At 61.5% G+C, this 26,082-nt stretch carries 22 protein-coding genes and 3 pseudogenes; 7 read left to right on the plus strand and 18 right to left on the minus strand.

Going from position 1 to position 26,082, the window contains the following annotated elements:
- Window positions 1-29: 29 nt before the first annotated feature.
- From ACFOKF_RS21550 to ACFOKF_RS21575, 6 genes are all read right to left on the minus strand, one after another.
- Window positions 30-860, minus strand: a complete 831-nt coding sequence (locus ACFOKF_RS21550) for a fumarylacetoacetate hydrolase family protein (RefSeq protein ID WP_380798610.1) — start codon at window positions 858-860, stop codon at window positions 30-32.
- Window positions 860-1,768: a VOC family protein gene (locus ACFOKF_RS21555; RefSeq protein ID WP_380798612.1), complete on the minus strand. Its 909-nt coding sequence runs from the start codon at window positions 1,766-1,768 to the stop codon at window positions 860-862. Before ACFOKF_RS21555 ends, ACFOKF_RS21550 begins: the two co-directional genes overlap by 1 nt.
- Window positions 1,765-2,196: a GlcG/HbpS family heme-binding protein gene (locus ACFOKF_RS21560; RefSeq protein WP_380798613.1), complete on the minus strand. Its 432-nt coding sequence runs from the start codon at window positions 2,194-2,196 to the stop codon at window positions 1,765-1,767. Before ACFOKF_RS21560 ends, ACFOKF_RS21555 begins: the two co-directional genes overlap by 4 nt.
- Entirely contained in the window at window positions 2,193-3,692 is a 1,500-nt protein-coding gene (locus ACFOKF_RS21565; protein WP_380798614.1) for a bifunctional 3-(3-hydroxy-phenyl)propionate/3-hydroxycinnamic acid hydroxylase, read from the minus strand. The genes ACFOKF_RS21560 and ACFOKF_RS21565 overlap by 4 nt, the downstream gene beginning before the upstream one ends.
- Before the next feature lie 16 nt (window positions 3,693-3,708).
- The gene (locus tag ACFOKF_RS21570; RefSeq protein ID WP_380798615.1) at window positions 3,709-4,935 is read right to left on the minus strand and encodes an amidohydrolase family protein; all 1,227 of its coding nucleotides are present in this window, start codon (window positions 4,933-4,935) and stop codon (window positions 3,709-3,711) included.
- A gap of 79 nt (window positions 4,936-5,014) precedes the next feature.
- Entirely contained in the window at window positions 5,015-5,914 is a 900-nt protein-coding gene (locus ACFOKF_RS21575; RefSeq protein ID WP_380798616.1) for a LysR family transcriptional regulator, read from the minus strand.
- Window positions 5,915-6,653: 739 nt separating this feature from the next.
- On the opposite strand from ACFOKF_RS21575, the gene ACFOKF_RS21580 reads away from it, so the two are divergent.
- A complete protein-coding gene (locus ACFOKF_RS21580) occupies window positions 6,654-7,313 on the plus strand; it encodes an HWE histidine kinase domain-containing protein (protein ID WP_380798617.1) in 660 nt (219 codons plus the stop codon).
- 49 nt (window positions 7,314-7,362) lie between these two features.
- Here the strand turns inward: ACFOKF_RS21580 and ACFOKF_RS21585 are convergent.
- Window positions 7,363-8,618: pseudogene (locus tag ACFOKF_RS21585) on the minus strand (IS701 family transposase).
- 87 nt (window positions 8,619-8,705) lie between these two features.
- A complete protein-coding gene (locus ACFOKF_RS21590) occupies window positions 8,706-9,173 on the minus strand; it encodes an IS5 family transposase (protein ID WP_380799323.1) in 468 nt (155 codons plus the stop codon).
- Between the two features lie 67 nt (window positions 9,174-9,240).
- On the opposite strand from ACFOKF_RS21590, the pseudogene ACFOKF_RS21595 reads away from it, so the two are divergent.
- Together ACFOKF_RS21595 and ACFOKF_RS21600 are read left to right on the plus strand one after the other, a co-directional pair.
- Window positions 9,241-9,507 (plus strand): annotated as a pseudogene (locus ACFOKF_RS21595) (catalase HPII); the annotation flags it as partial.
- A gap of 191 nt (window positions 9,508-9,698) precedes the next feature.
- Entirely contained in the window at window positions 9,699-12,566 is a 2,868-nt protein-coding gene (locus tag ACFOKF_RS21600; RefSeq protein ID WP_380798618.1) for a hybrid sensor histidine kinase/response regulator, read from the plus strand.
- Between the two features lie 5 nt (window positions 12,567-12,571).
- On the opposite strand, the gene ACFOKF_RS21605 is transcribed toward ACFOKF_RS21600, so the two are convergent.
- A complete protein-coding gene (locus tag ACFOKF_RS21605; RefSeq protein WP_380798619.1) occupies window positions 12,572-13,423 on the minus strand; it encodes an SDR family oxidoreductase in 852 nt (283 codons plus the stop codon).
- 107 nt (window positions 13,424-13,530) lie between these two features.
- On the opposite strand from ACFOKF_RS21605, the gene ACFOKF_RS21610 reads away from it, so the two are divergent.
- Both ACFOKF_RS21610 and ACFOKF_RS21615 read left to right on the plus strand, forming a co-directional pair.
- Window positions 13,531-14,139: a flavodoxin family protein gene (locus ACFOKF_RS21610; RefSeq protein ID WP_380798620.1), complete on the plus strand. Its 609-nt coding sequence runs from the start codon at window positions 13,531-13,533 to the stop codon at window positions 14,137-14,139.
- A gap of 5 nt (window positions 14,140-14,144) precedes the next feature.
- Window positions 14,145-15,092 carry a cation diffusion facilitator family transporter gene (locus ACFOKF_RS21615; protein WP_380798621.1) on the plus strand — a complete coding sequence of 316 codons (948 nt, stop codon included), beginning with the start codon at window positions 14,145-14,147 and terminating at the stop codon, window positions 15,090-15,092.
- On the opposite strand, the gene ACFOKF_RS21620 is transcribed toward ACFOKF_RS21615, so the two are convergent.
- From ACFOKF_RS21620 to coxB, 8 genes are all read right to left on the minus strand, one after another.
- The gene (locus tag ACFOKF_RS21620) at window positions 15,089-16,024 is read right to left on the minus strand and encodes a cation transporter (RefSeq protein ID WP_380798623.1); all 936 of its coding nucleotides are present in this window, start codon (window positions 16,022-16,024) and stop codon (window positions 15,089-15,091) included. The genes ACFOKF_RS21615 and ACFOKF_RS21620 overlap by 4 nt on opposite strands.
- Window positions 16,021-16,419, minus strand: a complete 399-nt coding sequence (locus tag ACFOKF_RS21625) for a hypothetical protein (protein ID WP_380798625.1) — start codon at window positions 16,417-16,419, stop codon at window positions 16,021-16,023. The genes ACFOKF_RS21620 and ACFOKF_RS21625 overlap by 4 nt, the downstream gene beginning before the upstream one ends.
- Before the next feature lie 277 nt (window positions 16,420-16,696).
- Window positions 16,697-18,064, minus strand: coding sequence for an amidohydrolase family protein (locus ACFOKF_RS21630; protein WP_380798626.1), 1,368 nt, complete (start codon window positions 18,062-18,064; stop codon window positions 16,697-16,699).
- Between the two features lie 26 nt (window positions 18,065-18,090).
- Complete coding sequence (locus ACFOKF_RS21635; protein ID WP_380798627.1) at window positions 18,091-19,125, minus strand: c-type cytochrome; 1,035 nt, start codon at window positions 19,123-19,125, stop codon at window positions 18,091-18,093.
- Window positions 19,122-19,712, minus strand: a complete 591-nt coding sequence (locus ACFOKF_RS21640; RefSeq protein ID WP_380798629.1) for a cytochrome c oxidase assembly protein — start codon at window positions 19,710-19,712, stop codon at window positions 19,122-19,124. Before ACFOKF_RS21640 ends, ACFOKF_RS21635 begins: the two co-directional genes overlap by 4 nt.
- The gene (locus ACFOKF_RS21645; protein ID WP_380798631.1) at window positions 19,709-20,089 is read right to left on the minus strand and encodes a hypothetical protein; all 381 of its coding nucleotides are present in this window, start codon (window positions 20,087-20,089) and stop codon (window positions 19,709-19,711) included. Before ACFOKF_RS21645 ends, ACFOKF_RS21640 begins: the two co-directional genes overlap by 4 nt.
- Window positions 20,090-20,099: 10 nt before the next feature.
- Window positions 20,100-22,622, minus strand: a complete 2,523-nt coding sequence (ctaD, locus tag ACFOKF_RS21650) for a cytochrome c oxidase subunit I (RefSeq protein ID WP_380798632.1) — start codon at window positions 22,620-22,622, stop codon at window positions 20,100-20,102.
- Complete coding sequence (coxB, locus tag ACFOKF_RS21655; RefSeq protein WP_380798634.1) at window positions 22,619-23,590, minus strand: cytochrome c oxidase subunit II; 972 nt, start codon at window positions 23,588-23,590, stop codon at window positions 22,619-22,621. The genes ctaD and coxB overlap by 4 nt, the downstream gene beginning before the upstream one ends.
- Window positions 23,591-23,772: 182 nt before the next feature.
- Between coxB and ACFOKF_RS21660 the strand changes: the two genes are divergently transcribed.
- Together ACFOKF_RS21660 and ACFOKF_RS21665 are read left to right on the plus strand one after the other, a co-directional pair.
- Window positions 23,773-24,429, plus strand: coding sequence for a sigma-70 family RNA polymerase sigma factor (locus ACFOKF_RS21660; RefSeq protein ID WP_380798635.1), 657 nt, complete (start codon window positions 23,773-23,775; stop codon window positions 24,427-24,429).
- A gap of 66 nt (window positions 24,430-24,495) precedes the next feature.
- Complete coding sequence (locus ACFOKF_RS21665) at window positions 24,496-25,368, plus strand: formate/nitrite transporter family protein (RefSeq protein ID WP_380798636.1); 873 nt, start codon at window positions 24,496-24,498, stop codon at window positions 25,366-25,368.
- A gap of 7 nt (window positions 25,369-25,375) precedes the next feature.
- On the opposite strand, the pseudogene ACFOKF_RS21670 reads toward ACFOKF_RS21665, so the two are convergent.
- Window positions 25,376-25,582, minus strand: a pseudogene (locus tag ACFOKF_RS21670) (L,D-transpeptidase); the annotation flags it as partial.
- Window positions 25,583-26,082 lie beyond the last annotated feature (500 nt).

Consider the following 26,082-nt stretch of genomic DNA (forward strand, 5'->3'; position numbering starts at 1 on the left):
CCCTTTCTTATGATTGGGTGATCGTTGAATTATTGTTCGTCGATGATGCGGTTGGTGAGTGTGCCGACAGTGCCGATGCTGATTTCGACCTGGTCGCCGGCCTTCATGTAGAGCGGCGGGGTACGCTTATCGCCGACGCCGCCGGGCGTGCCGGTGGCGATGACGTCGCCGGGGGCGAGCGGGGTAAAGGCCGTCACATATTCGATCACGGTCGGGATATCCCAGATCATGTCGCTGATCGGCTGGTCCTGAAGCAATTCGCCATTCAGGCGGGTCTGGACGCGCAGGGCGTTCAGATCGTCAATCTCGTCCGGCGTCACCAGTGCGGGGCCGAAGCCGCCGGTGCCGGGGAAGGTCTTGCCCGGCGTGAACTGGATATTGTGCCGCTGCCAGTCGCGCGCGCTGCCATCGTTGAAGGCGGCATAGCCAGCGACATAGTTCCAGGCGTCGGCCGCCACGACCTTGTGCGCGGGCTTGCCGATGACGATCGCCAGTTCGCCTTCATAGTCGAAGCGTTCGGTCACGGTGGGCTTCACCATCGGCTGGCCATCTGCGACCAGACTGTCGGCATAGCGCACGAAGATCGCCGGATGCGCCTTCTGCTCACGGCCGGTTTCCTTGACATGTTCGGCATAGTTCAGGCCGACGCACAGGATCTTGGCGGGATCGGGGATGACCGGCAGCAACACGATATCGGCAGCGGCAAATGTCGCGCCATCGGCCAGTGCAGCCAGACTGCCATCAGCCAACGCGGCCTTCAGGCTGGACGTCGCATCGGTCGCCAGTTCAACAATGGTTTCGCCATCCAGACGGCCGAAGCTGGGGGTGCCGTTGGGACGGCGGAAGCTGACATAACGCATTAGTGATTTTCCTCTGTCAGGACATTGAGGGGCTGGGCTTCCCAGTCGCGGCGATGGCGGAACTTCTCCTCGGCGGCGCGCAGGCCGTCGAAATCCTTGTCGGACATGCCCCACTGGTCGATCCGCTTGGCGGGCCAGGTCCAGTCTTCGGGCGCACCCGCCTGATAATCGTCGGGCACCTTGTTCACGGCGGTCGAAAATTCGATCACGGGACCGAAGGGGGCGATGAAATAGGCGAAGACATTCGCGCCCGGACCATGGCGGCCCGGTCCCCAGGCCGGTGCCATATCCTGATCCCGCAGGCGGCCGATGCCGCGCATCACCGCGTCCATATCCTCCATTTCGAAGGCAATATGGTTGAGGCTGGCGAAGCCGGCGCGGGCAAAGGCAGTGCTATGGTGCGAGTCATTGCAGCGCACGAACACCATGCCCTTGGTCCGATCCGACACGCGGAAGCCCAGCGCGTCCTCGACCAGATGGCCGGTCGCTTCGGCATCAGCGCTGTTGAAGACGACATGGGTGAGTTTCACCGGCAAGTCAGCGCCTTCGATCGGCGCCACTTCGGCCGCATCAACCAGGAAGCGCAACAGTTCGCCCTCGGCCAGTTCCACGATAATGCCATGGCCGCCGCCCAAATCATTGGACCACACCGGTGCGGCGGGCAGGCCGGCTTCGGTCACGCTGCGCTTGAGTTGCTCCAGACGATCGGCGCTGCAGACGAATGTGGTGGAGCGCACATAGGGTTCGGGCGATTCTTCGAGCGCCACCAGATAGGGGAATCTCCCCGACCCGCGCAGATAATGGATATTGCCGGCGACCGCCGCCGGGGCCATGCCCCAGATATCGGTCAGGAAGGCTGCCGCCTCTGCTGCGCCGGGCAGCGCCAGTTCGATGCTGCGCAACTTCATTTCATATCTCCATGGGAAAGGCCGGCCGCCGATATGCCCGCAATGGCACAGGCTTCGTCGCAATCGCCGGTGTCGCCACTGATCCCGATGGCGCCTATCACCGCACCTTCCACGTCACGGATCAGGACGCCGCCGGGGGACAGAGCCAGCCGGCCACCGGTGGCAGCGACGACGCTCTGAAAGAAGACAGAGTTGGAGGCGGCACGTGCGGCGAGAACCCGCGTATCCGCCCCCATACCCAGCGCCCCCGAGGCCTTCGCCTTCGCGATGTCGAAACGGAACAGGCTGGCACCATCCTCGCGCACCATGGCAACGGGATGCGCACCGGCATCCAGCACCACGACGGCCAGCGGCTGCGCGCTGTCGGCGCGGCCCTTCGCAAGAGCGGCATCGATGACATTCCGCGCCTGAGCAAGGGTGAGGCTCATGCGGCAATCTCCTGATGGGCGGCACCGGCGATCAGGGCATTGCGCCGGGCGATGAGGTCAGCAGCCTTGCCGGTGCCGAATACATAATGGTCGGGCCGGATCAACACGGAGTCTGCCTTGCGGTCGGTCAGCCAGCCCGCGATCGCGCCGTCATCATCCAGTTGCGCGAGGTCGACGACAGTCACGTCATCGCTGTCGATCGCGGTCCGGGTGAAGAGCCGCCAGCCGCCGCCGGTCACATCGTCCAGCAACAGGTCGCCGACGCGCGGCTGGATGAAGCGTTCGCCGGCGCCCGCCGTATCGGTCGCAACAATGCCCGTTGCGATGGCCGGGATCAGGTCGGCGGCGGTGCCATGCTGCGCGCCCCTGGCGGCTTCCCGCATCTTCGCGTCACGCTCGGCCGCCGCTTCCGGATCGAGCATGCAGATATATCGACCAGCGCCCACGGCAGCGGAAATGACGGCGCGGACATGGGGATCGCGTTCGGGCTGGTAGCTGTCGAGCAGCCCGCCGGGCGCCTGCCCCTTCAGCACCAGTTCCAGCTTCCATGCCAGATTGGCGACGTCGCGCAGGCCGTGACACATGCCTTGCCCAAAAAAGGGCGGCGTCTGGTGCGCGGCATCGCCGGCCAGAAAGACGCCGCCCTGCCGCCACCGCTCGGCGATCAGACCGTGGAAGCGATAGGTCGCCGCGCGCACCACCTTGTGCGGAACCCCGGAGAGATAGGGTTCGACAAGGGCTGCGACCGCTTGCAGCTCCATCATCGCCTGGTCGTCTTCGCCCGGCAGCAACATGAATTCCCAGCGGCGATGATTGCCGCGCCCCGGCACGATGGTCGCAGGCCGCCGGGGATCGCACATCATCACCGACAGTTTCTGGAGGTCGGCGGTGTCGGGCACGCCCCACAGATCGGGGAAGCGAACCGGACCGTCGACTTCGGCATCGACCACCAGCCAGGGTTCTTCGAAATCAAGGTCATCCAGCTTGATATTCAGCGCCTTGCGCACCGCACTGCGTGCCCCGTCGCAGGCGATGACATAGCGAGCCTGCTCGCTATGCCCGCCCGACAGGCGCAGCGTGACGCCATCGGCGCCCTGTTCCAGCCCTTCAAATGCGACACCGAGTTGGACAACTATATTGGGATAATCAATCAACGCTTCGCGAAGGTGATCCTCCAGTTCGGGCTGGTAGAAGAAATAGTCGTTTGACCAGCTGAACGGCCGCGCGCGCCCCACCGTACCCATATAGCGAATGACGCCATGGTCGGCACCGACATGCATATGCCCTTCGGTATCGCGCATGTCGCCCGCGACCCGATCGATGACGCCGGCCGACTGGAACAGGCGCATCATTTCATGATCCAGGTGCACCGCGCGGGGCAGCGGATAGGGACGCGCTTCCTGCTCGATCACGAGGACCGAGGCACCGGATTTACCAAGTAAATTGGCCGCAAAGGCCCCCACCGGCCCGCAGCCGATGATAGCAACATCGAACATGGTAGCGTCTTTCCGGTCAGGCGGTCACGGGCTGAACAGCGGGCGCTTTATGCAGCTTCCCGCCAAGCATTATCATATTGATTTTATTGACATTCTGCATAATGCGGACATCCTGGGTCGGGTCACCGTCGATCAGCAGCAGATCGGCCAGATAGCCCGGCTTCACCTGTCCAACCTGCTGTCCCACAAGCTGTCCGCCCAGCATGGTGGCGGCGCTGAGCGCTTCGGCCGGGGTGAAGCCATAATATGTCACGAAATGCTCCAGATCGCGGGCATTGCGGCCATGGGGATTGAAGGGGAAGCCATAGTCGCCGCCCGGCAGGATGCGCACGCCCCGCGCCTTGAGCTTGGGCACCAGCGCCTTTTCCAGTTCCAGCCGCTCGGCGCCGCTAGCCTTCATCGAAGACATGTCGATATGCGGCGGGGGCGATGCTTCCAGCGCGGCAACCGAGACACCGGGGCCGGGCGCGTAGAAAATCTCGTCCTTCTTCGCCGCCATCGCGTCGATCGCGGCGGCGTCAGCGAAGGAGCAATGATAGAGGATGCGCGCACCCGCTTCGAGTGCCAGATTGATGGCGCGCCCGGTATAGGCATGAGTCGCGATCCAGAGACCAGCTTCCTTCGCGGCTTCGCCAGCCGCCTGCATTTCCTCGTCCGTGTAGAGGATGTCCTGCGACGATCCGGGCTTGAGCGCGTCTTCGCCGGAGATGACCAGCTTTAGCGACTTCACCCCTTCCGCCGCGCAATAGGCGACAAAGGCGCGCATGGCTTCAGGGCCACGACCGTTGAACACGTCGCCGGTTTCGACGCCCTCCCCCCCTTCCGGACTGCGTTCCAGCGTCGATGGAACGAGGCGCGGACCGGGGGTTTCGCCGGCGTCGATCGCGCGGGCCAGTTCGGGTTCGATCTGGTCGCCCAGCGCGCCGGCCGAATAGAGGCTGGTATAGCCATGGTCGAGCAGCACGCGGGCATTGCGCCAGGCGGCGACCTTCAACTCTTCGGGCGGCAGGATGAACTGGTGATAGATTTTCTCTACCGAGCTGCCCCAGGTCAGATGGGTATGAGCGTCGACCATGCCGGGCATCAGCGTGCCGCCCTGGCCGTCGATCACGCTGCCGGCTTCTGTATTCGTATCAGCTGGCAGGATGGCGGCGATGCGATCGCCTTCGATCAGGACAGCGCCGGGGACGGGATCGCTACCCGTTCCGTCGAATATCCGAACATTGCGGATAAGCTGTCGCACCTGAAGTCTCTCCTGCCGTCGTTGTAGAGACGTTATGGACCTACCCGGCCGAAAAGAAAAATAATGATTTTTTGATATGTTATAGTTTGGAACTATGGATGAGTGTGTCAAACAATTCAGCGCCCAACCGTGACAAGCGACCGCCGGCCAATCGGCGGACGCCGATGCTGCGGGCGAATTGCGCTTCCTCGATGGTAATGGCGCGCAAGACGCCGATCGACAGTTCGGCTGAAGCAACCTGCATCGGCAATATGGTGACACGCTGACTGCCACGCACCATCGCCTTCGTCGTCAGCAGAGAGTCGCAGCGAATGATATCCTGCGGCACCGGAATATCGGCGGCCATGAACAGCGCATCCACCTGACGACGGAAAGCGCCGCGCGCTTCCGGCAAGACCCAGCGCATATGCGTCGTATCACGCAGCGAAAGACGCGCAGGCATATGGTCATTCTGCTTTCCCACGATCAGGGCGAAGGGATCACGCGAGAAGGTGCGTTCCTCGATCCCCTCGGGAGGTTGCTCGATGCCGGTGGTGACGAACGCCAGTTCGATCTCGCCACGATGAAGCATTGCCGCAAGATCATGATCCGGCCGTTCCACGACATGCAGGGCGAAGCGGCCGATCCGCGCCTCCATCCGGCGTACGGCGTCGGGCAGCAGACTGACCAGTGCGCCGGGCGTACCACCTACGCGCAGCGGTCCGGTGACACCCGCGCTGGCCAGCGACACTTCCGCCTGCACATCCGCCATCAGGCTGTCGATCGCCTCCGCCCGGCGCAGCAGCGCCTCCCCCTCTGGCGTAAGCTGGATACCGCTGCGCGAGCGCTCGAACAGCGACACGCCGCCCAGCGACTGTTCCAGTTGCGCGATCGCATTGGACACGGACGGCTGGGAGATATTGAGCGCGCGCGCGCCGCCGCTGATGCTGTTGGCGCGACACACCGCCAAGAATGTGCGTATAGAGCGCGGATCAATCATATATAATATAGCCATTAACTTATTTTGGAGCTTGGCAGTTACATTTAACGGCCTTTCTCGGAATCTCAAAAGCAGAATTGTTGTCAGCTTTCACAGTAGCGATGAAAATGATAATCTGCTCGTATAAATTTGAAGCCGAAGATGATCTGGTTATACTTACGCGGCATGTTCTTGACCACACATCCGCCACATTCTCAATATAGATCGAACGAAGAAGCGCGCAGGGCAAATACATCTTTAAGCGTTGTTTTACTCGTCGCAGTGAATTAACTCTATTGTTGTGAGATAGTGGCCACGATTTCGATCTCCGCCTCATAAGCGTGACCAGCCAAGATTGATTTGTGACATTTCTCTTGCTGATGCATTCTCGCGTGATCAGATCATTCAGAATAAATGAATCTACTGGCTGGAGGTCGTACTTAAACGACCGCTTACAGGCTTGACCTCTTTATGTTTGGATGACCGGGATAGGCGCCATCCAGACAGCAGTAAGGTCGTCGAATCGCTGGCGCAGGACATCAAGGCTTTCAACAGAACGTAACCTCGGCATCGCCTTTGATGCCCAGCACCGCTGTGATAGCATCCGCGCGTCGCAAGACGATTCCCCCCTGTTTCGCCCCGATCCAGTGAGCGTCCCGCTCCCGCGTGCACCGATGGGAGCTAAAGTTGACGAAGACGACTGCGGAACACGCCAAACAAATATGCCACGACATCCAGGTCGAGCCGGGTATGCGCGCGCGTGAATGCTTTCGACTGGAGCACGACGCCGTTGGGACCAAGGGTCGATTGGCCATCAGAACTCGAAATCGTTGTGCGCCAGATCCTGGATTCGAGCTTCCCCAAAGCCATCGTCTGGGGTGATCGTTTCACCACGATCTATAATGACGCCTTCATCCCCATCCTGGGGAACAAGCATGTCGCACTTGGACGCTCCTTTGCCGACATATGGTCGGAGGGATGGAACTCTATCGGCCCCATCGCGGAGCGTGCCTATGCCGGTGCCCCAACCTATATCGAGAACTTTCCGCTGATCATTGACCGCAGCGGCGAGGAAGAGCAGGCTTGGTTCACCTTCTGCTATAGCCCGCTGCGGCTCGCGGGCGGGTCCGTGGCCGGCATGCTCGATACGGTCGTGGAAACCACCGATACCGTCAGGGCGCAGGCAAGCCTGAAACTGGTCAACGAGGAACTCGGGCATCGCCTCAAGAACACACTGGCGCTGGTTCAGGCAATTGCCGTCCAGACGTTGCGAGATGCGGCTACGACCAAGGAAATGGAGAGCTTCTCGAAGCGGTTAGGTGCGCTTGGACACGCGCACGACATCCTGCTGCGTCAGGACTGGTCATCGGCGTCGCTCCTAGCACTACTTTGGCAGAAGTACTGGGTTCATATTGGGTAGATCTCCCCCGCAATGAGGGCAATGCCGAGGCGGCGGTCTCCACATGCGGTCAATGATGACTTGGCGGACAGCTGGCAGGCTCGGTTGTGGCGGTGGGCCTGAGGCTCTTTTTTTTCCGGCCCGTCCGAGCGAGCCTTCTGGTCTGCAAGAAGGCGTAGGCGATCATTGTCATGAGTGTGTGGCGATGTAATCCCGTCCAGGAGCGCCCCTCGAAATGGTCGAGGCCCAGCTCTTCCTTGAGTTGCTGATGCGCCTGCTCGCAGATCCAGCGCGCTTTGATGGCACCGGCAACATCCTTGATCGCCGCGTCGGCGGGGAGATTGGAGAGATAGTATTTTCGTTCGCCGTTGGAACGATGCTCGCCCACCAGCCAGGCTTCTTCACCCGGCATATGCTGTGCGCCAGCAGCACCAATCCGTTGTGGCGCGCCATCGGCGACCCGCACGCGCATGGCGGCGAAGCGTGCTGTCAGACGCCCCTTTGTGCCCTTGCGCCAACTGACTTGCCTCCATTTCACCTCTTCGAGCATGGCATAGGCAGCCCGGGATTTGACATCGGGCACATGCCGGACACGCGGTCGTCCACGCCCTGCCACCGGGAAGACCAGTTGCACATCTGCGGGATAGGCCTTCTGGTGCCGAGGAATGCCGACTGCCCAGCACAAGCCTCTCGCGCTGAGCGCCTGTCGAAACGGCGCTGACAGGCCATATCCGGCATCGGCCAGCACGCAGCCGAAGCGCACGCCGGCAGCGATGAGGCGGTCGATCTCTTCAATGGCGATGTCGGGCTTGGTGCGATAGGTCCGGAATTCTTCAGGCACTCCGGCCCTGTCCATCCGGGTTGGATCACTGGTCCAGCTTTCCGGCAGAAACAGCCCCAAACCCAGCATGACTGGAACTTCTCCCGACGCCAGTGTCACCGATACCAGCGTCTGGCAGTTCGCATTCTTGCCCAGTGCCGTCGCATATTGAGGCGCGACACCGACCGAGGCCTTGCCCTTCTTCGGCAGCGCCGTATCGTCGTGATCAACCAGGCCTTGTCCCTACCGACCAACGCGTCCGCCTGTCGCCAAAGGCACGCTTCCAGCGGCCCGCTGTCCCAGATCCCTGCGCCGATAAATTGATGCAGCCGATCATAGTTGAGTGATTCAGTTCGCGCCGCCATGGGCTGGATGCTCTTGCGATCGCCCGGACCAATCAAACCGGCAATATAAGCCGGACACATCCGACGCCGCGTCTTGTTGCCCAGAACCTGCAGATACGGCTCAAGCCAGCGTTCCAAATCTGCTCGCCAGCCCTCGCCCATCACCAGCCTCCATCAAAGCTGGCTCCCCATGAATCACCGATCCGCGAAAAAGGGAATCCCAAAAATCACACTTCTGCCAAAGTAGTGCTAGGCGGCATGGACAAATTTGAGCCAGTATCGAGCGGTGGCGAGGTAGACCATGCCAAGGAAGCTATTGGCAAGCTGGTCGTAGCGTGTGGCGATGGCCCGGTTGATCTTGAGATGGCCGAACATGCGTTCGATGCGGTTGCGCTGTTTGTAGAGCGCCCGATCATGTTTGGTCTGCACACGACGGTTTGATCGGCCAGGAATGACGGCCTCGATCTTCCGCTCGGCAAGGTCGGCGCGGATTGCGTCGGCATCGTAGCCCTTGTCGGCGAGCAGAGCGTCAGGTGCGCGCTCGGGCAGGCCGATTAGGGCGTCATAGGCTTTGCAGTCTGCGGCCTCACCGACCGTCAGATGGAAGGCGAGCGGTCGCCCGAGGGCATCAGCCAGACAGTGAAGTTTACTGGTGAACCCGCCCCGCGAGCGGCCAAGAGCGCGTCGATGAGTCCCCCTTTTCCGCCCGCTGCAGATACGTGAGCGCGAACGGTGGTACTGTCGATGCTGTAGTGACCGCTATCCGCCATGATCTCAGCCGGCGTCGCCCAGTCAGATTTTCGACGCGGTGGCGATCATATTATCGAAAGAGGACTATGCAGTGCTCGTCAACGAGGCCGCCGCTGTCGAATTCGTGATGAACGCCTACGGCCATCTCAAGGCCATAGGCGCAAGTGCCGCAGCGCAGCCGCTGCTCGACAAGGCTGGAGTGATGCCCGACGCGGGCGTTACCGCACTTGGTGGCGCTTTCGTGAAGGCTGCAGCTCTGCGCTACTATGACCGTGAGCCGTCGCTACGCATCCTCGCCTGAAAGGATGTGATGATCCATTTTCAAGGCGCCCGGCGATACAGGTAAATCGCAAACACCGGCTTGAGCCGCCGGGCGCTATGTTTTCATGAAGGGCGCGCGCCAGACCAAAGGCGTCGGCATCCAATGGCTGGCTGATCCATGTTGCAATCCTGGCGAATGACATGGCTGGAAAGACCGGATATTGGAGTTGAATGGCCTCGATCTTTTCCGCACAGCCCTCATCGGACGCTTCCATAAAGATAAGAGTCGATAATTTCGATTGGTCGACCACCGAGCTTGGGGCGCGGGCGCAATGGCCTATATCCCTGCGGACGACGGTGGATCTTGCGTTGGGCTCTCATTTTCCGATGTTCGTCGCCTGGGGTGATGACCTCACTTTCCTCTATAATGACGCTTACGCCCCGTTTCTTGGTGATCGCCATCCTGCTGCACTGGGGCAACCGATGCAAATGGTATGGTCCGAACTTTGGGACGATCTCGAACCGCTCATCGCCCGCGTGATGGCGGGCGAAACCGTGTCGGTCGAGGACATGCATCTCGTCATGACCCGCAACGGCTATGCCGAAGATACCTGGTGGACCTTCAGCTACAGCCCGCTACGCGACGATCATGGGGCGATTGTCGGCCTTCTCGACGTTGCGGTCGATACGACGCAGAAATTTACCGATGCCCGCCGTATCGCAGAAGAAGGAGACAGGCGCGCGGCCAGTGAATCGCGCTTCAGCGCGCTGGTGGGGGCGACGTCGGACGCCATCTATCAGATGAGCGCCGACTGGCAGGAAATGCGGCAGCTCGATGGACGGGGTTTTCTGGCCGATACGGAAGCCCCTTCGGTCCGCTGGATCGAAGCCTATATTCCGCCCGAAGAGCGGCCGGTCGTTCAGGATGCCATCGCGCAGGCCATCGCCACCCAATCGCCTTTCGTTCTGGAGCATCGGGTGTGGCAGGCGGACGGCGCGATCGGCTGGACGGCGTCGCGCGCCGTGCCGATCCTGGGGCATGATGGCGAGATATTGGAATGGTTCGGTACGGCGACGGACGTGACGGCGGCGTACAGGGCGCGCGAAGCGCTTGCCACGAGCCGGGACAAGCTTGAACTGGCGACCCGCGCGGCGCGAATGGGGCAGTTCGACTATTGGCCGCAGACCGGCCAGTTGGAATGGGATGACCGATGCCGTGCGCTATTCGGCCTCAGCCCCGGCGCTCCTGTCAGTTACGAGACGGCATTTCTCGCCGGTTTGCATCCCGATGACCGGTCGGCGGCGGATGCAGCCGTTCGCGCGGCTCTGGATCCTGCGGGAACAGGCGTGTTCGACACAGAATATCGGACGGTCGGAATCGAGGATGGGGTCGATCGCTATATCCATGCGCAGGGCGTGGCCCTGTTCGAGGATGACGTGCCGATCCGCCTGATCGGCACGGTGCAGGATGTGACGGCCGATCGCCTTGGGCAGAAAGCGCTGCGCGAGGTCGAGGAACGTCTTCGGCTGGCGGGGCGGGCCACGAACGACGCTATCTGGGACTGGGATCTGCGCGCCAATCATGTGACCTGGAATATCGCGCTGGAGCAGGCTTATGGCCATCGGCTGGAGCATGTCGCGCCGACCGGCGAATGGTGGCTGGAGCATATCCATCCCGACGATCGCCAGCGGGTCGATGACAGCATCCATCGCGTGATCGAAGGCACGGGCACAGACTGGACCGACGAATATCGGTTCAGACGCGGCGATGGCAGCTATGCCGATATCCTCGACCGCGGCTATGTGTTGCGCGACGAGAATGCCGCGCCGCTTCGCATGGTCGGCGCCATGCTGGATGTGAGTGAGCGCAAGGCGCTGGAACGCGCGCTGACGGAGGAGGTCGTCACGACCACGGCCGAGCGGGACAGGGCCGAAGAGGCGCTGCGTCAGTCGCAGAAGATGGAAGCGGTCGGTCAGTTGACCGGTGGGCTGGCGCATGACTTCAACAATCTGCTGACCGGCATTTCCGGCGCGCTGGAAATGATGCAGATACGCATCGCGCAAGGACGCATTGCGGAGATCGACAAATATTCGGTCGCGGCGCAGGGGGCGGTCCGCCGCGCCGCTGCCCTGACCCATCGTTTGCTCGCCTTCTCCCGGCGCCAGACGCTGGACCCCAAGCCGGTCGATGTGAACCGGTTGATCTTCGATCTTGAAGAGCTGATTCGCCGTACCGTCGGGCCGCAGATCGAGGTGGAGACGGTCGGCAAGGCGGGCATCTGGACCACGCTGGTCGATCCCAACCAGCTTGAAAATGCGCTTTTGAACCTGTGCATCAATGCGCGTGACGCCATGCCTGATGGCGGTCGTATCACGATCGAAACCGCCAACAAATGGCTGGACGAGGCGGCCTCGCGGGAGCGTGATCTCGATCCCGGCCAATATATCTCGATCTGCGTCACCGATACCGGCACGGGCATGACGCCGGAGGTCATTTCGCGCGCGTTCGATCCATTCTTCACGACCAAGCCGATGGGCGAGGGGACGGGGCTGGGCCTGTCGATGATCTATGGCTTTGCGCGCCAGTCGGGCGGCCATGTCCGGATTTACAGCGAATTGGGCATGGGCACGACGATGTGCATCTATCTGCCACGCCTGTTTTCCGGAGGGGAGAGCGCTGACGACGGGATCGGCGCTGCCCTGGTTCCCAGTCTGCAAGGAGAGCAGGAACAAAGGGCCGGTGCGGTGCTGGTGGTGGATGACGAACCGACCGTCCGCATGCTCGTCGTAGAGGTTGCCGAGGAGATGGGCTATACCGTGCTGGAAGCCTTTGACGGCCCCAGCGCGATGCGCCTGCTACAGGCGGATGCCGGGATCGACCTGCTCATTACCGACGTTGGGTTGCCGGGCGGGATGAATGGGCGGCAGGTCGCGGATGCGGCGCTCAGTCTGATACCCGATCTGCATGTTCTGTTCATCACCGGCTATGCCGAAAATGCCGTTATCGGGAATGGACAGCTTGCGCCGAACATGGCGCTTCTAACCAAGCCTTTCGCAATGGATATATTGGCGCAGCGCATCCGCGAGATCATGCCATAAATCAGTTATCCGTTGACGATGGTACCGCCATTGGGATGCAGCACCTGCCCGGACATATAGCTGGAGTCGTCACACGCCAGGAAAAGGAATGACGGCGCGACTTCATTGGGCTGGCCGGGGCGACCCATGGGCGTACTTTCACCGAAATGCTCCAGCTTTTCGGGACTGGCGCCCCCACAGGGGTTGAGCGGTGTCCAGATCGGGCCAGGAGCGACGGCATTCACGCGGATGCCGTCGCCGACAAGATTTTCCGACAGCGACCGGGTGAAGGCGGTGATGGCGCCCTTGGTCGCGCTATAGTCCAGCAGCTCGGAGCTACCCTGGTACATGGTCACGCTTGTACAGTTAACGATAGCGGCGCCCGCCTTGAGATGTGGGCGGGCGGCCTGCACCAGAAAGAACATGCTGAAGATGTTTGTCTGGAATGTTCGGCGAAGCTGGTCCTCGCTGATGTCGGTGATGTCTTTGTCCGGATGTTGTTCACCGGCATTGTTGACGATAATGTCAATCTTGCCGAATGCTTTCAGCGTCTGGGCTAAGACATCGTCGCAAAAGACTTTCTCGCCAAGGTCGCCGCGGAGGGTGATCGCTTTGCATCCTTCCGCCTCGACGATATGTCTGGTCTCTGCGGCGTCATCATCTTCCATAAGGTAGACGATCGCGATATCGGCGCCTTCTCGCGCATAGAGCGCGGCAACCGCCCGGCCGATGCCACTGTCGGCGCCGGTAATGATCGCGACTTTTCCGGCGAGGCGGCCAGATCCGATATAGCGCGGCTGCCAATCGGGTTTGGGCGAGAGCTTGCTCTCATGGCCGGGCAGCGCGTCCTCATGGATCATCTGTGCGGTATCGCTCATCAACTATCTCCTTCATTCCCAAGAACCCATTGATGGCTCAAGAGTTCTCCCTGTGATGAACGGACGGTCGCACCCTGCGGTCGACAAGACCGGAAAGGAGATGATCGATGCCGATCAAGGCTCTGGCGCTCAATTGCACCCTCAAGGCGGATGCCGGAGAGGACAGCTCGACCGACGCTATGATCGCCGTCTTGGCAAAGGCTTTTGGCGAGAAGGGGGTAACATTAAGCGAAACCGTTCGGGCTGCTGCGCTCGATATAAAGCCCGGCGTCACTTCCGATGAAGGCGATGGCGACGCATGGCCGGCACTGCGGAAGAAGATACTGGCGCACGACATTGTCATCTTCGGTGGTCCGATCTGGATGGGGCAGATCAGCAGCGTCGCCAAGCGCGTGCTGGAGCGGATGGACGCCTTTCTGTCCGAGACCGACGATCAGGGCCGGATGCCCAGCTACGGCAAGGTCGCGGTCGCCGCGATCGTGGGCAATGAGGACGGTGCGCATTTCTCGTCTGCTCAGCTTTTTCAGGCGCTGAACGACGTTGGCTGGACTATCCCGGCGGTAGCCGCCTGTTACTGGGTCGGCGAAGCGATGGGATCGACCGACTTCAAGGATTTGAAGGAGACGCCGGACATGGTGACAAAGACTGCGAAGATGGTCGCGAGCAATGCCGCGCATTTGGCAGATTTGCTGCAATCCAGTCCCTATCCGGGTTAAGCTGCATGACTGGTCCGTCAGGCAGGTTTCGCGAGAATATTGTCCTTTACGGCGCCCTGTTCGCCAATGTCGGGATCGCCATCGCCAAATTCGTGGCGGCGGCGATCAGCGGCTCCTCTTCCATGCTGACCGAAGGCGTGCATTCTTTGGTGGATAGCGGCAATCAGGTTCTGCTGCTGTACGGGCAGGCCAAGGCAAAGCGTCCGCCCGATACCACCCACCCTTTCGGCTATGGACGCGAACTTTATTTCTGGGCGTTCGTCGTCGCGATCCTCATCTTCGCGGTAGGGGCTGGTGTCTCGATCTACGAAGGCTGGTTGCACATTGCCAAGCCGGAGCCATTGCGCGACCCGACGATCAACTATGTGGTGCTGGGTGTTGCCGTCCTCCTGGAGGGAACGAGTTGGGCCATCGCGGTGCGGGAATTCAACGGGAAGCGCGGTGCGAGCAGTTGGTGGCAGTCGATCCGCCGGTCGAAGGACCCGGCAGGGTTTATCGTGCTGTTCGAGGATAGTGCGGCTCTGATCGGTCTTGGCATTGCGGGCATCGGCGTATGGGCCAGCCATCATTATGCCGATCCTCACATTGATGGTGTCGCGTCGATCGCGATCGGCCTTATCCTGGCGGGTGTTGCGGCCCTGCTCGCGCGCGAAGCGAAGGGCCTGTTGATCGGCGAAAGCGCGGAGCCAGCTATCGTCTCTGCGGTGTGGGCAATCCTCGACAAGCGGCCGCAGATCAGCGCGGTCAACCATGTGCGCACCATTCACACGGCGCCCGATGCCGTGTTTGTCGCGATTAGCGCCGATTTCGTTGACCACCTGCCGATGGGGGAGGCGGAGAGCCTGATCGAAGATATCGAGCGTGAGATGAAGGCAAGCGTACCGCAGTTGACCTCCATCTATATCAGGCCGGAGAAGCAGGCCGACGCGATCCGCCAGCCGCCGCCGATCTAGCTCTCATTGTCATTCTGCATTGGTGGAATAAAGCTGACCTGTGCCAGCCGCCAGGCCCGATCCTCCTCGTCGGGCCAATAATGTCGGGGATGGCGGCATTCCGACGGCGGATGGGTGTCATGCACCTCGGCCCGGATCAGCCGCCCGGTCTCGCGCAGACGCACTGTCGCATCGGGAAATTCTGCCTGTAGTCGATCGCAGACCTTCTGTGCGTCCTCAGACAGGTCCGTGCTGGACAGCGCCCGCGGCGCGCCGTCGACCAGTTCGGCGGTGGAGGACCGCAGCGCTTTGATCCCGTCATTGAGCACATCGACAGATATGATCGCCGCCGCCACCGAATCCGCCCACCACCAGCCAAGGCCAAGGCCGATGATCCCGGCCAGCCCCGCCGCGCCGGTCAGCCAGTTGGCCTTGTTCATGAGCGCGTCGGTATGGAGCAGCTTATCGTTGAGCTGTTCAGCGAGCGGCAGTTCCTTGCGCCCGATGAAGAGGGGAGGGATCAGCGAATAGATTTGCGCGGCGAGCATCAGCCAGCCGAGCCACAGATCGTGCCCCAGAATGACAATAGAGCCGACGGTGGCATGCTCCCGTGAGCCGAGCGCCATCAACGCATTATAGAGCAGCAGCGCGCCGACCGCCGTCAGCGCGACCGCCGCGACGAAGAAGCCAAGCCCGTTGACCCGTTCAAAGCCGAAGGGAAAGCGGCGGGAGCGATGGCTGTGGCGCTCCATATGCGCCGCGATCAGGAACATGATCGGCGGGACGAGTCCCAGCGTATCCTCGATCCAGGCGGTCTTCATCGTCTCGCTTTGGCCCAGCACCAGCCCCATGGTGACGATGATGGTGAGCGTCCAGAAGATGTTCCAATATTCAAGGCGGACCGCCTTGGCCATCGTGTCGCGCAGTTCCTGCGGAAGGCTGGTTTCGCTCATTGGTTGCGTGCCTCCTGCGATATTGTCCGGCTGGCGCGCTCGACGGTCATGATCCACCGGTTCTCGCCATTGCGCATCGCGGCTTTCAATTCGATCTGCGCGTCTCCTATGTCACTTGTCGAAAGGGCAGGAGCAAAGGCCACGCCGGTTGCCCAGGGGCTATCGGCCGTGAAGCGGCCGATGACCAGATCAAGGGAGCCATCGTCGAGTTGCTGGAACAAGGACTCACCCGATCCGCTGCGCCATTGAGCATGCGCATTGGTGCGCCGCTCGATTTCCGCGACAAGCCTGCCGACCTGCGGCGCGGACGAGATGGCGGGGTCTGCAAGCGCGACGGTGAAGGTGCGACTATGCTCGATCCGTGTCGATGTACCGGCCGGATCGTGCGGCAGCATGTCACATGCGCTAAGCAGCAGTAGTGCTAAGGAAGCTACCCGCGTCATTTTGCGGCCACCCCTCTGACACAGGCTGCTCATGACGGCTATTCCTTGTCGCACAGCAGGATGTGGGTCGGCGGGATGTCTCCAGTCCGCCTCCCTCGACGGTAACGTGGCGGCGCGGAGGTTAAGGGTTTCACTGAGGCCGGAGTGCGTCATGAAATCTTTCTGGATTATTGCTCGCGAACAACGCGCGAAACGCCAAAAGAGCCAATCGGCAGAACTGCGACACCCTTCAGACGGCAGTAGTCGATCGCATTCGCGCGATAGAAGCCGCCGCTTGCGCCTGGATCGCCGGCAGATCGACCCGGATCAAATGGCCATCGCGCTTGTGCACCACGCCGTCGATCAGGACGAGCGACACATCATCGGGTCGTGCGGAATGGGTTAGTAGCGAGGGCAGATCGGCGGGGGGCATCGTATTCAGTGTGTTTACCCGGACTGCAATGACATCGGCGCGCATCCCCGGCACCAGCGCACCGACCCGCTTCCCCAGACCCAGGCTTTGAGCACCAACTGCCGTGGCCCAGCGTAGCGCCGTCATGTCCTCCACCAACAGCTGATCGCGCGAGACCCCACGCGCTAGATCCGTCGACAGACGCATCACGGAAAACATGTCGGCCTGTCCTGCCAACACCATATTATCGACGGAGAGACCCATCAGCAATCCGGCCGCGATCATATCCGGAATGGGCGGCACACCATAGCCGACCTCCAGTTCGGTCCAGGGGCTAATTGACACGGGTGATCCGACCTTTGCCACACGGTCCATATCTGCGCGCGATGCAGCTGTCAGGTGGACGAGCTGTACGTCGGGGCCGAGACCATCTCTGGCCGCGAGCGCCGCGATGCCGCCGCCCGCTGCTGCCTTGGCGTCGGACGCCATATGGGTGGAAATTGGCAGGCCCAGCCGCCGCGCGGCGTCCCATTCCGCCTGCCAGACTTCGGCGTCGGAACGATCCGGGCCACGTGCGCAAATCCCGATGGAGACCAGAGCCGATGGCGGCCTACGTGCGATCGCGGACAGATGGTCGAGGTCCATCGGTTGGTCCTTGTCGGCATCTTGGGCGTAGCCATAGGCAAAGCGACCGCGAACGCCGGATCGGACCATTGCGGCAATTTCGGCTTCCGCGTGGGCGGGGCTGCGTAGATTATGCGCCCAGTTGTGGACGGTGGTGATGCCACTGCTCACCGCTTCGGCGAGCGCCAGATCGACGCCGATCGCCACGTCTGCTGGTGTGAAATGCGGTGCTATCGCCGCCATAGTTGGCATGAAGCCTCCTTTGGCGCTTCGCCATAGCCCTCGCGCCGCCGTGTTCCACATATGCCAATGGGTATCGACAAAACCGGGCATCAGGATGTGCCCTGAAAGGTCGATGACGTCTGCCTCCCTGACAGGCAGGTTGGGACCAATCGCCTCGATCCAGCCGCCGGAAATGAGCAGGTCCGTTTTCTGGCGCGGCACTCCGGTCATCGTCAGCAGGTGATCCGCGCCCCGCAGCAACAAGCGGCGCGGAGATGCCGCTCGCGCTGCTATCGTCATTGCCAATGGCGCTGTCGCCAGCAGGGCGCTTGCCTGCCTGCGGTTCATGATGGTCGGCAATTGCGATCCTTTCCGGTCGGGCAATTTCACGGTTCAGCAAAGGCGGCAGCGATCGCATCGATCTGATCCGGCGGAATGCGGCGCGCGATGACCGCCATGCCATGGGGAGGTTTGCGCGCATCGACCACGGTCGGGTCGCCCTGCCAATGGCGCAGACGTGCAGCGAGATAACTGCTTCGTTGACCGGACAGAACAGGCGCGTCCTTGCCCGGCGCATGACAATTGCCGCAGGCCGGCAGCTGGCGGGCAGGATCGCCCTTCGCAATGATGGGCAAGGTCGGCATCGGTCGCTGTTCCAGCCCCGGCATCGCTGCGAAATGTGCTGCCAACCTCTTCATCTCCTCCTGAGTGAGTGCGGCTGCGGCCACCTGCATCGGTGCGCTTTTGCGAGTCCCGGCCGCATAGTCGCGCAAGGCCGCAAGGAGCGAGGCTGGCTTTTGCCCACCCAGCAATGGAATATCGCGCTGCCCACGCCCGCGTCCGTCGCTGCCGTGACAGGAAGCGCATGCGGTCAGCGTGCCGGGGCGCGTGCCCGGAAGGTCGGCTGGCACGGCTTCCTGCGTCAGTGCGCGATATTGCTCTGATGTCATACCGGGCAAGCGCCGCACGAAGCCGACCATCCGCCAGACCTCGTCATCGCGATCCTCCACCGGCCAGGCCGGCATGGCGGTAAATTTGACGCCGTGGCGGATGATCCAGAAGAGTTGGCGATCACTCCATTCTTTTGCGGTGACCGACAGGTCCGGGGCTGGGGGTGTCGATGCCTGCATGACCGGGGAGGGCTTCACGCCCGGAGCCCCATGGCAGACCTGGCAAGCCTGCCGAAAATGACCGGCTGCGCTGACGAGATCGCGCTTGGGCGCCTTGCCTTCGGGTGTCTGAAATGTGGAATAGGTCCGCACCGAATTGCGCATTACCCAATGGAGGAACCAGTCGGTTACCTTCCAGTGGCCCGAAGACGCCGACACCTGCATCGCGCCAGACCAGGCGAACAACATCCCCGCCGCAAACAGTAAGGAGACAGCGATGATCGCGCGCTTCCAGGTGATGCGAATGATCATGCCGGTTCGTCCTCCCTCGCCCTGAGCAGTCCGGCCAGCAGGACCAACCCGCCGATCATGTAGCTGGCGCCACCGATGACGAGCATGACCACGCCGCCAAACTGCTGGTCGGCAAGGGCATCGAGGCCGAAATTTGTGTCGTGATGGGTGTAGAGCGGGCGAGGGGCGAGACCGATCAGCGCGCCCAGCAGGGTCATGTGCATGGAGGTAAGAAGCAGCGCGCCAATGCCGGCGATGCGCTGCGGCGCATGAAGGACCGATGACCAGAGGAGCAGGCCGGCCACGAGGAAGCAGGCTTGTTCAATCGCCATGACCAGCCATGAACTATGGGCGGCGGCGCGCAGGCCGGGCAGGTGCCAGAACCAGACCGTAGCGAGTTCGACCAGCATCATCGCCATGGGAGAGACTATGCGCGGCCAGCACGCTGCTGGATCGACGCGTGTGTTCGACAGGCCGTGGGCGATCAGCGGCGCGGCGATGGCGACGGTCATCATATGGCCAACCATATGACCGGTCATGCCCATGGCGCTGGCGATCCAGCCCAATGGCAGCAGCAGGAGGCCAGAGATAAGGCTCGTCCGCTTCATAGGCAGTCTCGCAGATAGATGACAGGCAAGGCGGTGAAGAGCACCGCAACGAAGCTGAGGCCCGCCAGCAACAGCGTCGATTTCGCCAGGAAGCGCAGCCGGTCGATATCGGTCGAATCCTCATGTGGCGCGCGGCCACCGGGCATCCGACCCTGGTTCCAGGCGATCCAGCCGGACAGGGCGATCAGGATCAGGGCAAGGACGGTGCCAGCGACGAACAAGGTAGGGAAGGTCGCGAACGCACCGACCTTGGCGCAGGATATGGATGCCCAGAGATAGGAGAAGAGGAAATGCCCCGCCCAGATGGTCGGCGGGACGATCAGCGTCCAGAGCGTGACCTTCAGCCGCTCGGACCAGTGGGGCCGTCGATCCCTCATGGTTTGGCGCTCATGACAGCACCGGGAACAGGCCGATGGTCGCATAGGCCACTACCGCAGTCAGCGCGAAGAAGTGCATGTAGACCGTGACGTTGCGAATGTCTGCGTCATGCTGTGGGTCCATCTTGCCTGCCATGCTGCGGGCCAGGGCATAGCTCTGCATGATCGCGGCGACGCCAGCATGGGCCACGGTCCAGATGACGAGCGTCCACACGATTGCGGGATAGCTGTGGCTTTCCGGGTTCATGCCATGCGTCCATGGTCCGGCCAGGCCCGTAGCGATGCCTGCGAGGCTTACGGCTATGCCCAGCACCAGCAGCAGGCGCGCGATCCCGACGCCACCGCGTGCGTGGACTTCGCGCGCGGCGATGGTGGCGAGCCAGCTCGCCAGCCCGAGCGCCAGCGCCGCCATCGGCCAGAATATGCCCGGCCCGTCCGCTTGTGCCACAGGTGGGAAATCCGCATGACGGGTCCAGAAGAAATAATAGCCGAAGACGAGGCCGGAAAAGGCGGTCGCGTCGGCCATCATGGTGATGAACATCGCCCACCATCCGGGCGCAGCGGGACCGGACATGTAGAGCGGCAGTTCGATCCCATGGCCGATCGGCTTGCATGGTTTTTCCGGGATTTCGGCCGTCCCGGTCCATAGCCACCAGAGCGTGCAAGCGAGCGTCGCCACGGCGCAGGCGAGCGCCGCCCAATAAAGATGATAGGTCGTCAGGATGAACACGCCGCCCAGCGCCAACGCGGTCAGGATTGGGATGACGCTGGGCGTGCCGAGGCGGATCACCGCCAGCGGTCGGGCGTCCAGCACGGTCGTCACGATCGTTTCGCGCCTTCCTTCTTCCGCATCGGGCAGGAAGAATCGGCCTTCATCGACCTTCTGCACGAAATCCTTCTGGTCCCAGATCGGGTAGCGACTTTCGATCAGTGGGACCGAGCGTATACCCCAATCCTCGTCATCGGGATGGGCCAGCCATTCGAGCGTCCCGGCGCCCCAGGGATTGCGCTGCGCCTTTGGCCGGCGCGGCGAGAGCGCGAGGTCCACGCAGATCACGGCTACGCCGGCGGCGAACAGCCACGCTCCAAGAGTCGAGGCCATGTTGAGCCCGCCAAGCCCCAGTTCAGCCGGATAGGTGAAGACCCGGCGCGGCATGCCCATCAGCCCCGAAAAATGCATCGGGAAGAAAGTGAGGTTCGCGCCGACGAACAGCATCCAGAAGGCGATGCGGCCGAGCCGGTCGGAGAGCTTCTTGCCTGTAATCAGCGGCCAATAATAATAGAGACCCGCAAACAGCGGCAACAACGTGCCGCCGATCAGCACATAATGGAGATGGGCGACGATGAAATAGGTGTCGTGCGCCTGCCAGTCGAAGGGCGCGACGGCGACCATCACGCCGGTCAGGCCGCCGATGACGAAGATGGCGAGGCTGCCCGTCGCATAGAGCAGAGGCGTGGACCAGGTGACGCGGCCCGCCCAAAGCGTCGCGATGAACGCGAATATCTGCACCGCCGTCGGGATCGCCACGGCTTCGGACGCAGCGGAAAAGAAGGCGAGGCTGATCTTGGGCAAGCCGGTCGTGAACATGTGGTGGACCCACAGGCCAAAGGACAGGAAGGCCGTGCCCACCGCCGCCAGCACGATCCAGGGATAGCCCAGCAGATGCCGGTTGGAGAAGGTCGGCACTAGCATGGCGAACAGCGCGATAGAGGGCAGGAAGACGATATAGACTTCCGGGTGGCCGAATATCCAGAACAGATGCTGCCACAGCAACGGATCACCACCCCGGCTCGCGTCGAAGAAAGGCCAGTTCAGCAGCCGCTCCATTTCGAACAATATGTCGCCCGCGATCAGCGGCGGGAAGGCGAACAGGATCATCACCGCCACGACCAATATGTACCAGGCATAGAGCGGCATGAGATTGAGCCGCATGCCCGGCGGTCGGCATTTGAGGACGCCCACGATCAACTCGACGGCAGCGGCGACCGAGGACACCTCGATGAAGGACAGGCCCAGCATCCAGATGTCTGCGCCAAGGCCGCTCAGGTCCGTTCGCGTGGTGAGCGGCGGGTACATGAACCATCCGCCATCAGGCGCGGCGTTGAAGAAGATGGAGCCGCCGACGAACACCCCGCCGAGCAGGAAGGACCAGTAGCCAAAGGCCGAGAGGCGCGGAAAGGGCAGGTCGCGCGCGCCCAGCAACTGCGGCAACAGGATGATCGACACCGCCTCGAACATCGGCACGGCGAAGAGGAACATCATCATCGAGCCGTGCAGCGTGAAGAGCTGGTTGAACGTCCCTGCGCTCACCAAGTCGTTGTCGGGCACGGCCAGTTGCGTGCGCATGATCAGCGCCAGCACGCCCGCAAACAGCATGAAGCCGAAGGCCGTCAGCACATACCAGACGCCGACCCTGTTATTGTTGCAGTCGGTCCAGCGCAGGAAAAACCCCTTGGGTGGCGCCCAGACGGCTCGCAGCCTCTCCTCCTGCGCAGCGCGGAGCGCGGGATCGTCCTGATCGTGCAGGCTCATTTCATGCCCTTCAGATAATGAGCGATAGCGCGGGCATCCTCTTGGCTGAGTTGCGGATAAGCGGGCATTCGCACGCCGGGCTTGGCCTGTTGCGGCGTGCGGATGAACGCGGCAATATTGTCGATGGTTGGCGGCAATATGCCTGCGCCCAAGGTCAGCCGCTCGCCAAAGCGGCTGAGGTCGGGACCGATGGTGCCGACATGGGGCGTGCCACGGATCGTGTGGCAAGCGCCGCATCCCTGCGCGTCGAACAGGGCGCGGCCAGGCGTAGCGATGGCAGGCAGCGGGACGACGGCGCGGGCATCGGCCAGCCATTTATCGAAGGGGGCCGGTTCCATCGCGATCACGTCGAACGCCATCAGCGCATGACTGAGGCCGCAAAATTCCGCGCATACGCCACGATAGCGTCCCGGCTTCTCCGCCTTCACCACTAGCCGGTTGGTGCGGCCGGGGATCATGTCCATCTTGCCGGCAAGGCCGGGTATCCAGAAGCTGTGGATCACGTCTTTGGCCATCAGTTCGAATACGACCGTCCGGCCGACGGGTACGCGAATTTCGTTGGCCGAAGACAATGGTGGAGCATTATCGGACGGCCAATAGGCAACCCGCCACCAGAATTGCTCGCCTTCCACCCGGATTACCAGATCGCCCGGATCGGCCGGGCGGGGACGCATGGCAGGCAAAGCGTAAAGCAGCAGCGCAGTCAGAATGAGCGTCGGCCCGATCGCCCCGACCCAGAGGATCATGCGCATGCCCTGTTCATGGCTGAAACTATGCTCGGACGCACGGACGGCCCGAACATAGAGGGCGACGGTGATTGCCAGGATGAGGATCGCGCCTGACGTCAGAATGATCGCGATGTGCCGGATTGCGCGCGCATCGGCGCCAAACACTGCCAGCGTCGATTGCTCCGCATTACAGCCGGTCAGAGCAGCGACCAGCATGGTCAGAAGCAGCATCCGCGCCATTTGGTGTGATAATCCCCTGTCGTTTCCCTGCGTTATATTCTCTTCCAACCCGTCAATTGTCGGGAGGTTCAAACATTTCTGCGGCGCAACAGACGGGCAATCGAAAATGGGGGCGACGTGGGCGCCGGAACCGATACCCTATCGAAATGTTCTTCTTCTCGAATAGTTTTAAAGGGGATTATATGTCGGACACCATCGCATCGCAGGCTGAGCCTGCCCGTCTTTCCGATGTCGCCTTCAAAGCAGAATTGACCAGGGTTATCCCACAGTTACGCGCCTTCGCCCGCAGCCTTTGTGGAAACCACGATCTGGCGGACGACCTTGTCCAGGAAACGATGATGAAGACCTGGGCTGCTCGGCAACGCTATGTCGCTGGCACGAATTTCCGTGCATGGACGTTCACGATTCTGCGCAATCATTATTTCAGCCTGACACGTCGCCGCCGCTTCACTGGGGAATGGGATGACCTGGTGGCAGACCGTGTTCTGGCCGCGCCCGCTTCGCAGGATACCAGCATTGAACTGCGTGACCTCATGCGTGCGCTTATGCAGTTGCCGGAGCCGCAGCGCGAAGCGTTGATCCTCGTCGGGGCCGGTGGAATCTCCTACGAAGAAACCGCTGAAATCACAGGGGTCGCCATTGGCACGGTCAAAAGCCGCGTGGCCCGAGCGCGCATGGCGTTGGACGCCTTGATGATTGGTGGGGTGCTCGAAACCGCGCGCGGCGATTTTGACAATGAAGAAGATGCCGTTGTCAGCATCTTTGCTTATCTCGACAAAATTCAGAACCGTCAGCCAACGCGACCTGATGTGTCAGGGCTGTTGGCACTGGCCGCCTGAGCGGATGAGGAAGCGGAACAAGGTTCGACCCGGCCCCGCTTCTCGGTTTCGTCGGGGCCATAGCCAATGACATCCGATCAAGTTCAGCCACTGGCGGACGATCCCAGCGCACCGGATGACGCGCTGTCGCCCGATGAAGCGCAGGAGGTCCGGCGGCGGCAGGCCAGTTCGCACATGGTGGTGCATGAGGCTGTGCGGCTCCAGGGCGAGGAGGAACTGGCAAGGCCGGTCGTCGCGTTGATGCTCTCTGGCCTCGCGGCCGGTCTCGCCATCACCATATCGCTGCTGGCTGAACTCTATCTTCGCATGCGCCTGCCCGATGAGCGCTGGGCTGAGCTTGTTTATCTGCTGGGCTATCCTGTCGGCTATGTGATCGTCATCTTGGGACGGCTACAGCTTTTTACCGAGAGTACGGTAACTGCCGTGCTCCCCGTGGCCGCACGGCCCAGCATTGCGGGGCTGGCGCGGCTTGCAAGGCTATGGTCTGTCGTATTGACCGCAAACCTCATCGGTGTGTTGATCGTAGTTGCGCTGATGGCGGGAGAGATCATCATCACGCATGAGCAAAGGCTCATCGCGATCGACATCCTGCAAAAACTACCCGCGCAGGAGGGCTTCAAGACGCTGACTCTGGGTATTCCGGCCGGCTTCCTGATGGCGTCCATCGCCTGGCTCCTGCCCAATGCAAAAGGCAGTGAATTCTGGGTAATCTCTTTATTGACCTATGTCATAGCGCTTGGTGGCTTCAGCCATGTCGTGACCGGCTTTTCGCAGACTGCCTTTCTCTGGCTGAACGGTTCCATGACCGTTGCGGACATGCTGCTCGACTTTCTTCTCCCAGCGCTTGCCGGGAACATCATCGGAGGCACCGGTCTCTTCGCGGTGTTGGCGCATGGTCAGATGCGGGGTGACAGCGAGGCAGCGGACGAGAAACACTAACGAATTTTCATTCCTGAAAAATGACCTGCGTTGAAGTACTGGTCATCTGTGCCAGACGCGCCGCATCCCAATTGCTCAGGCGAACGCAGCCATGGCTTTGCGAGCGTCCGATCCGCGATGGTTCGGGCGTACCATGAATGCCAAAATGGGGCTTGCCGAGGTCGATCCACACTACGCCGACGGGATTGTTGGGACCGGGCTGCAACACGACTTTCCCACAATTTTACCAACACATCCCATGCCAACCACCTGGGTGGTTATGATCCTACAGTAGATCATATTACATGATATAACAGACTGAATATAGGCTGTTTTTCGACATCGACATGAGACGTTGTTGGTCTTTTTGGACCTGGATATGGTTGCGGGAGAGCGCTTTGCCCTCAAACTACATTTTCTCAGGCGACGGTGAGAAAACTGCGACGGCCTCGCATCCAAATGAGAAATCCTCCGGGGACGGAGCATACGACCGCCTTGCGCGATGTATCATCTCGGTAGAGCGTCGAGCGAAAGGGCGTCCTAAGACCGCTTTATAGGCGACTTTGTATGCCGGATGGTCAAAACCGATTTACAACCTAGCTGGTTCGAATCCCCCGGCAGCGACCGAAATTGGTGATTAATATGTTGAAAATAATAGATTTTTTCTACTAAACTTGCGATCATGCCCGCAATTATGCCCGCAGAAGAAACCGGCTGCCTAATGTCCTAAATTCT

Origin of the sequence: Sphingobium rhizovicinum, from assembly GCF_042647625.1 — a bacterium.
GTDB lineage: Bacteria > Pseudomonadota > Alphaproteobacteria > Sphingomonadales > Sphingomonadaceae > Sphingobium > Sphingobium rhizovicinum.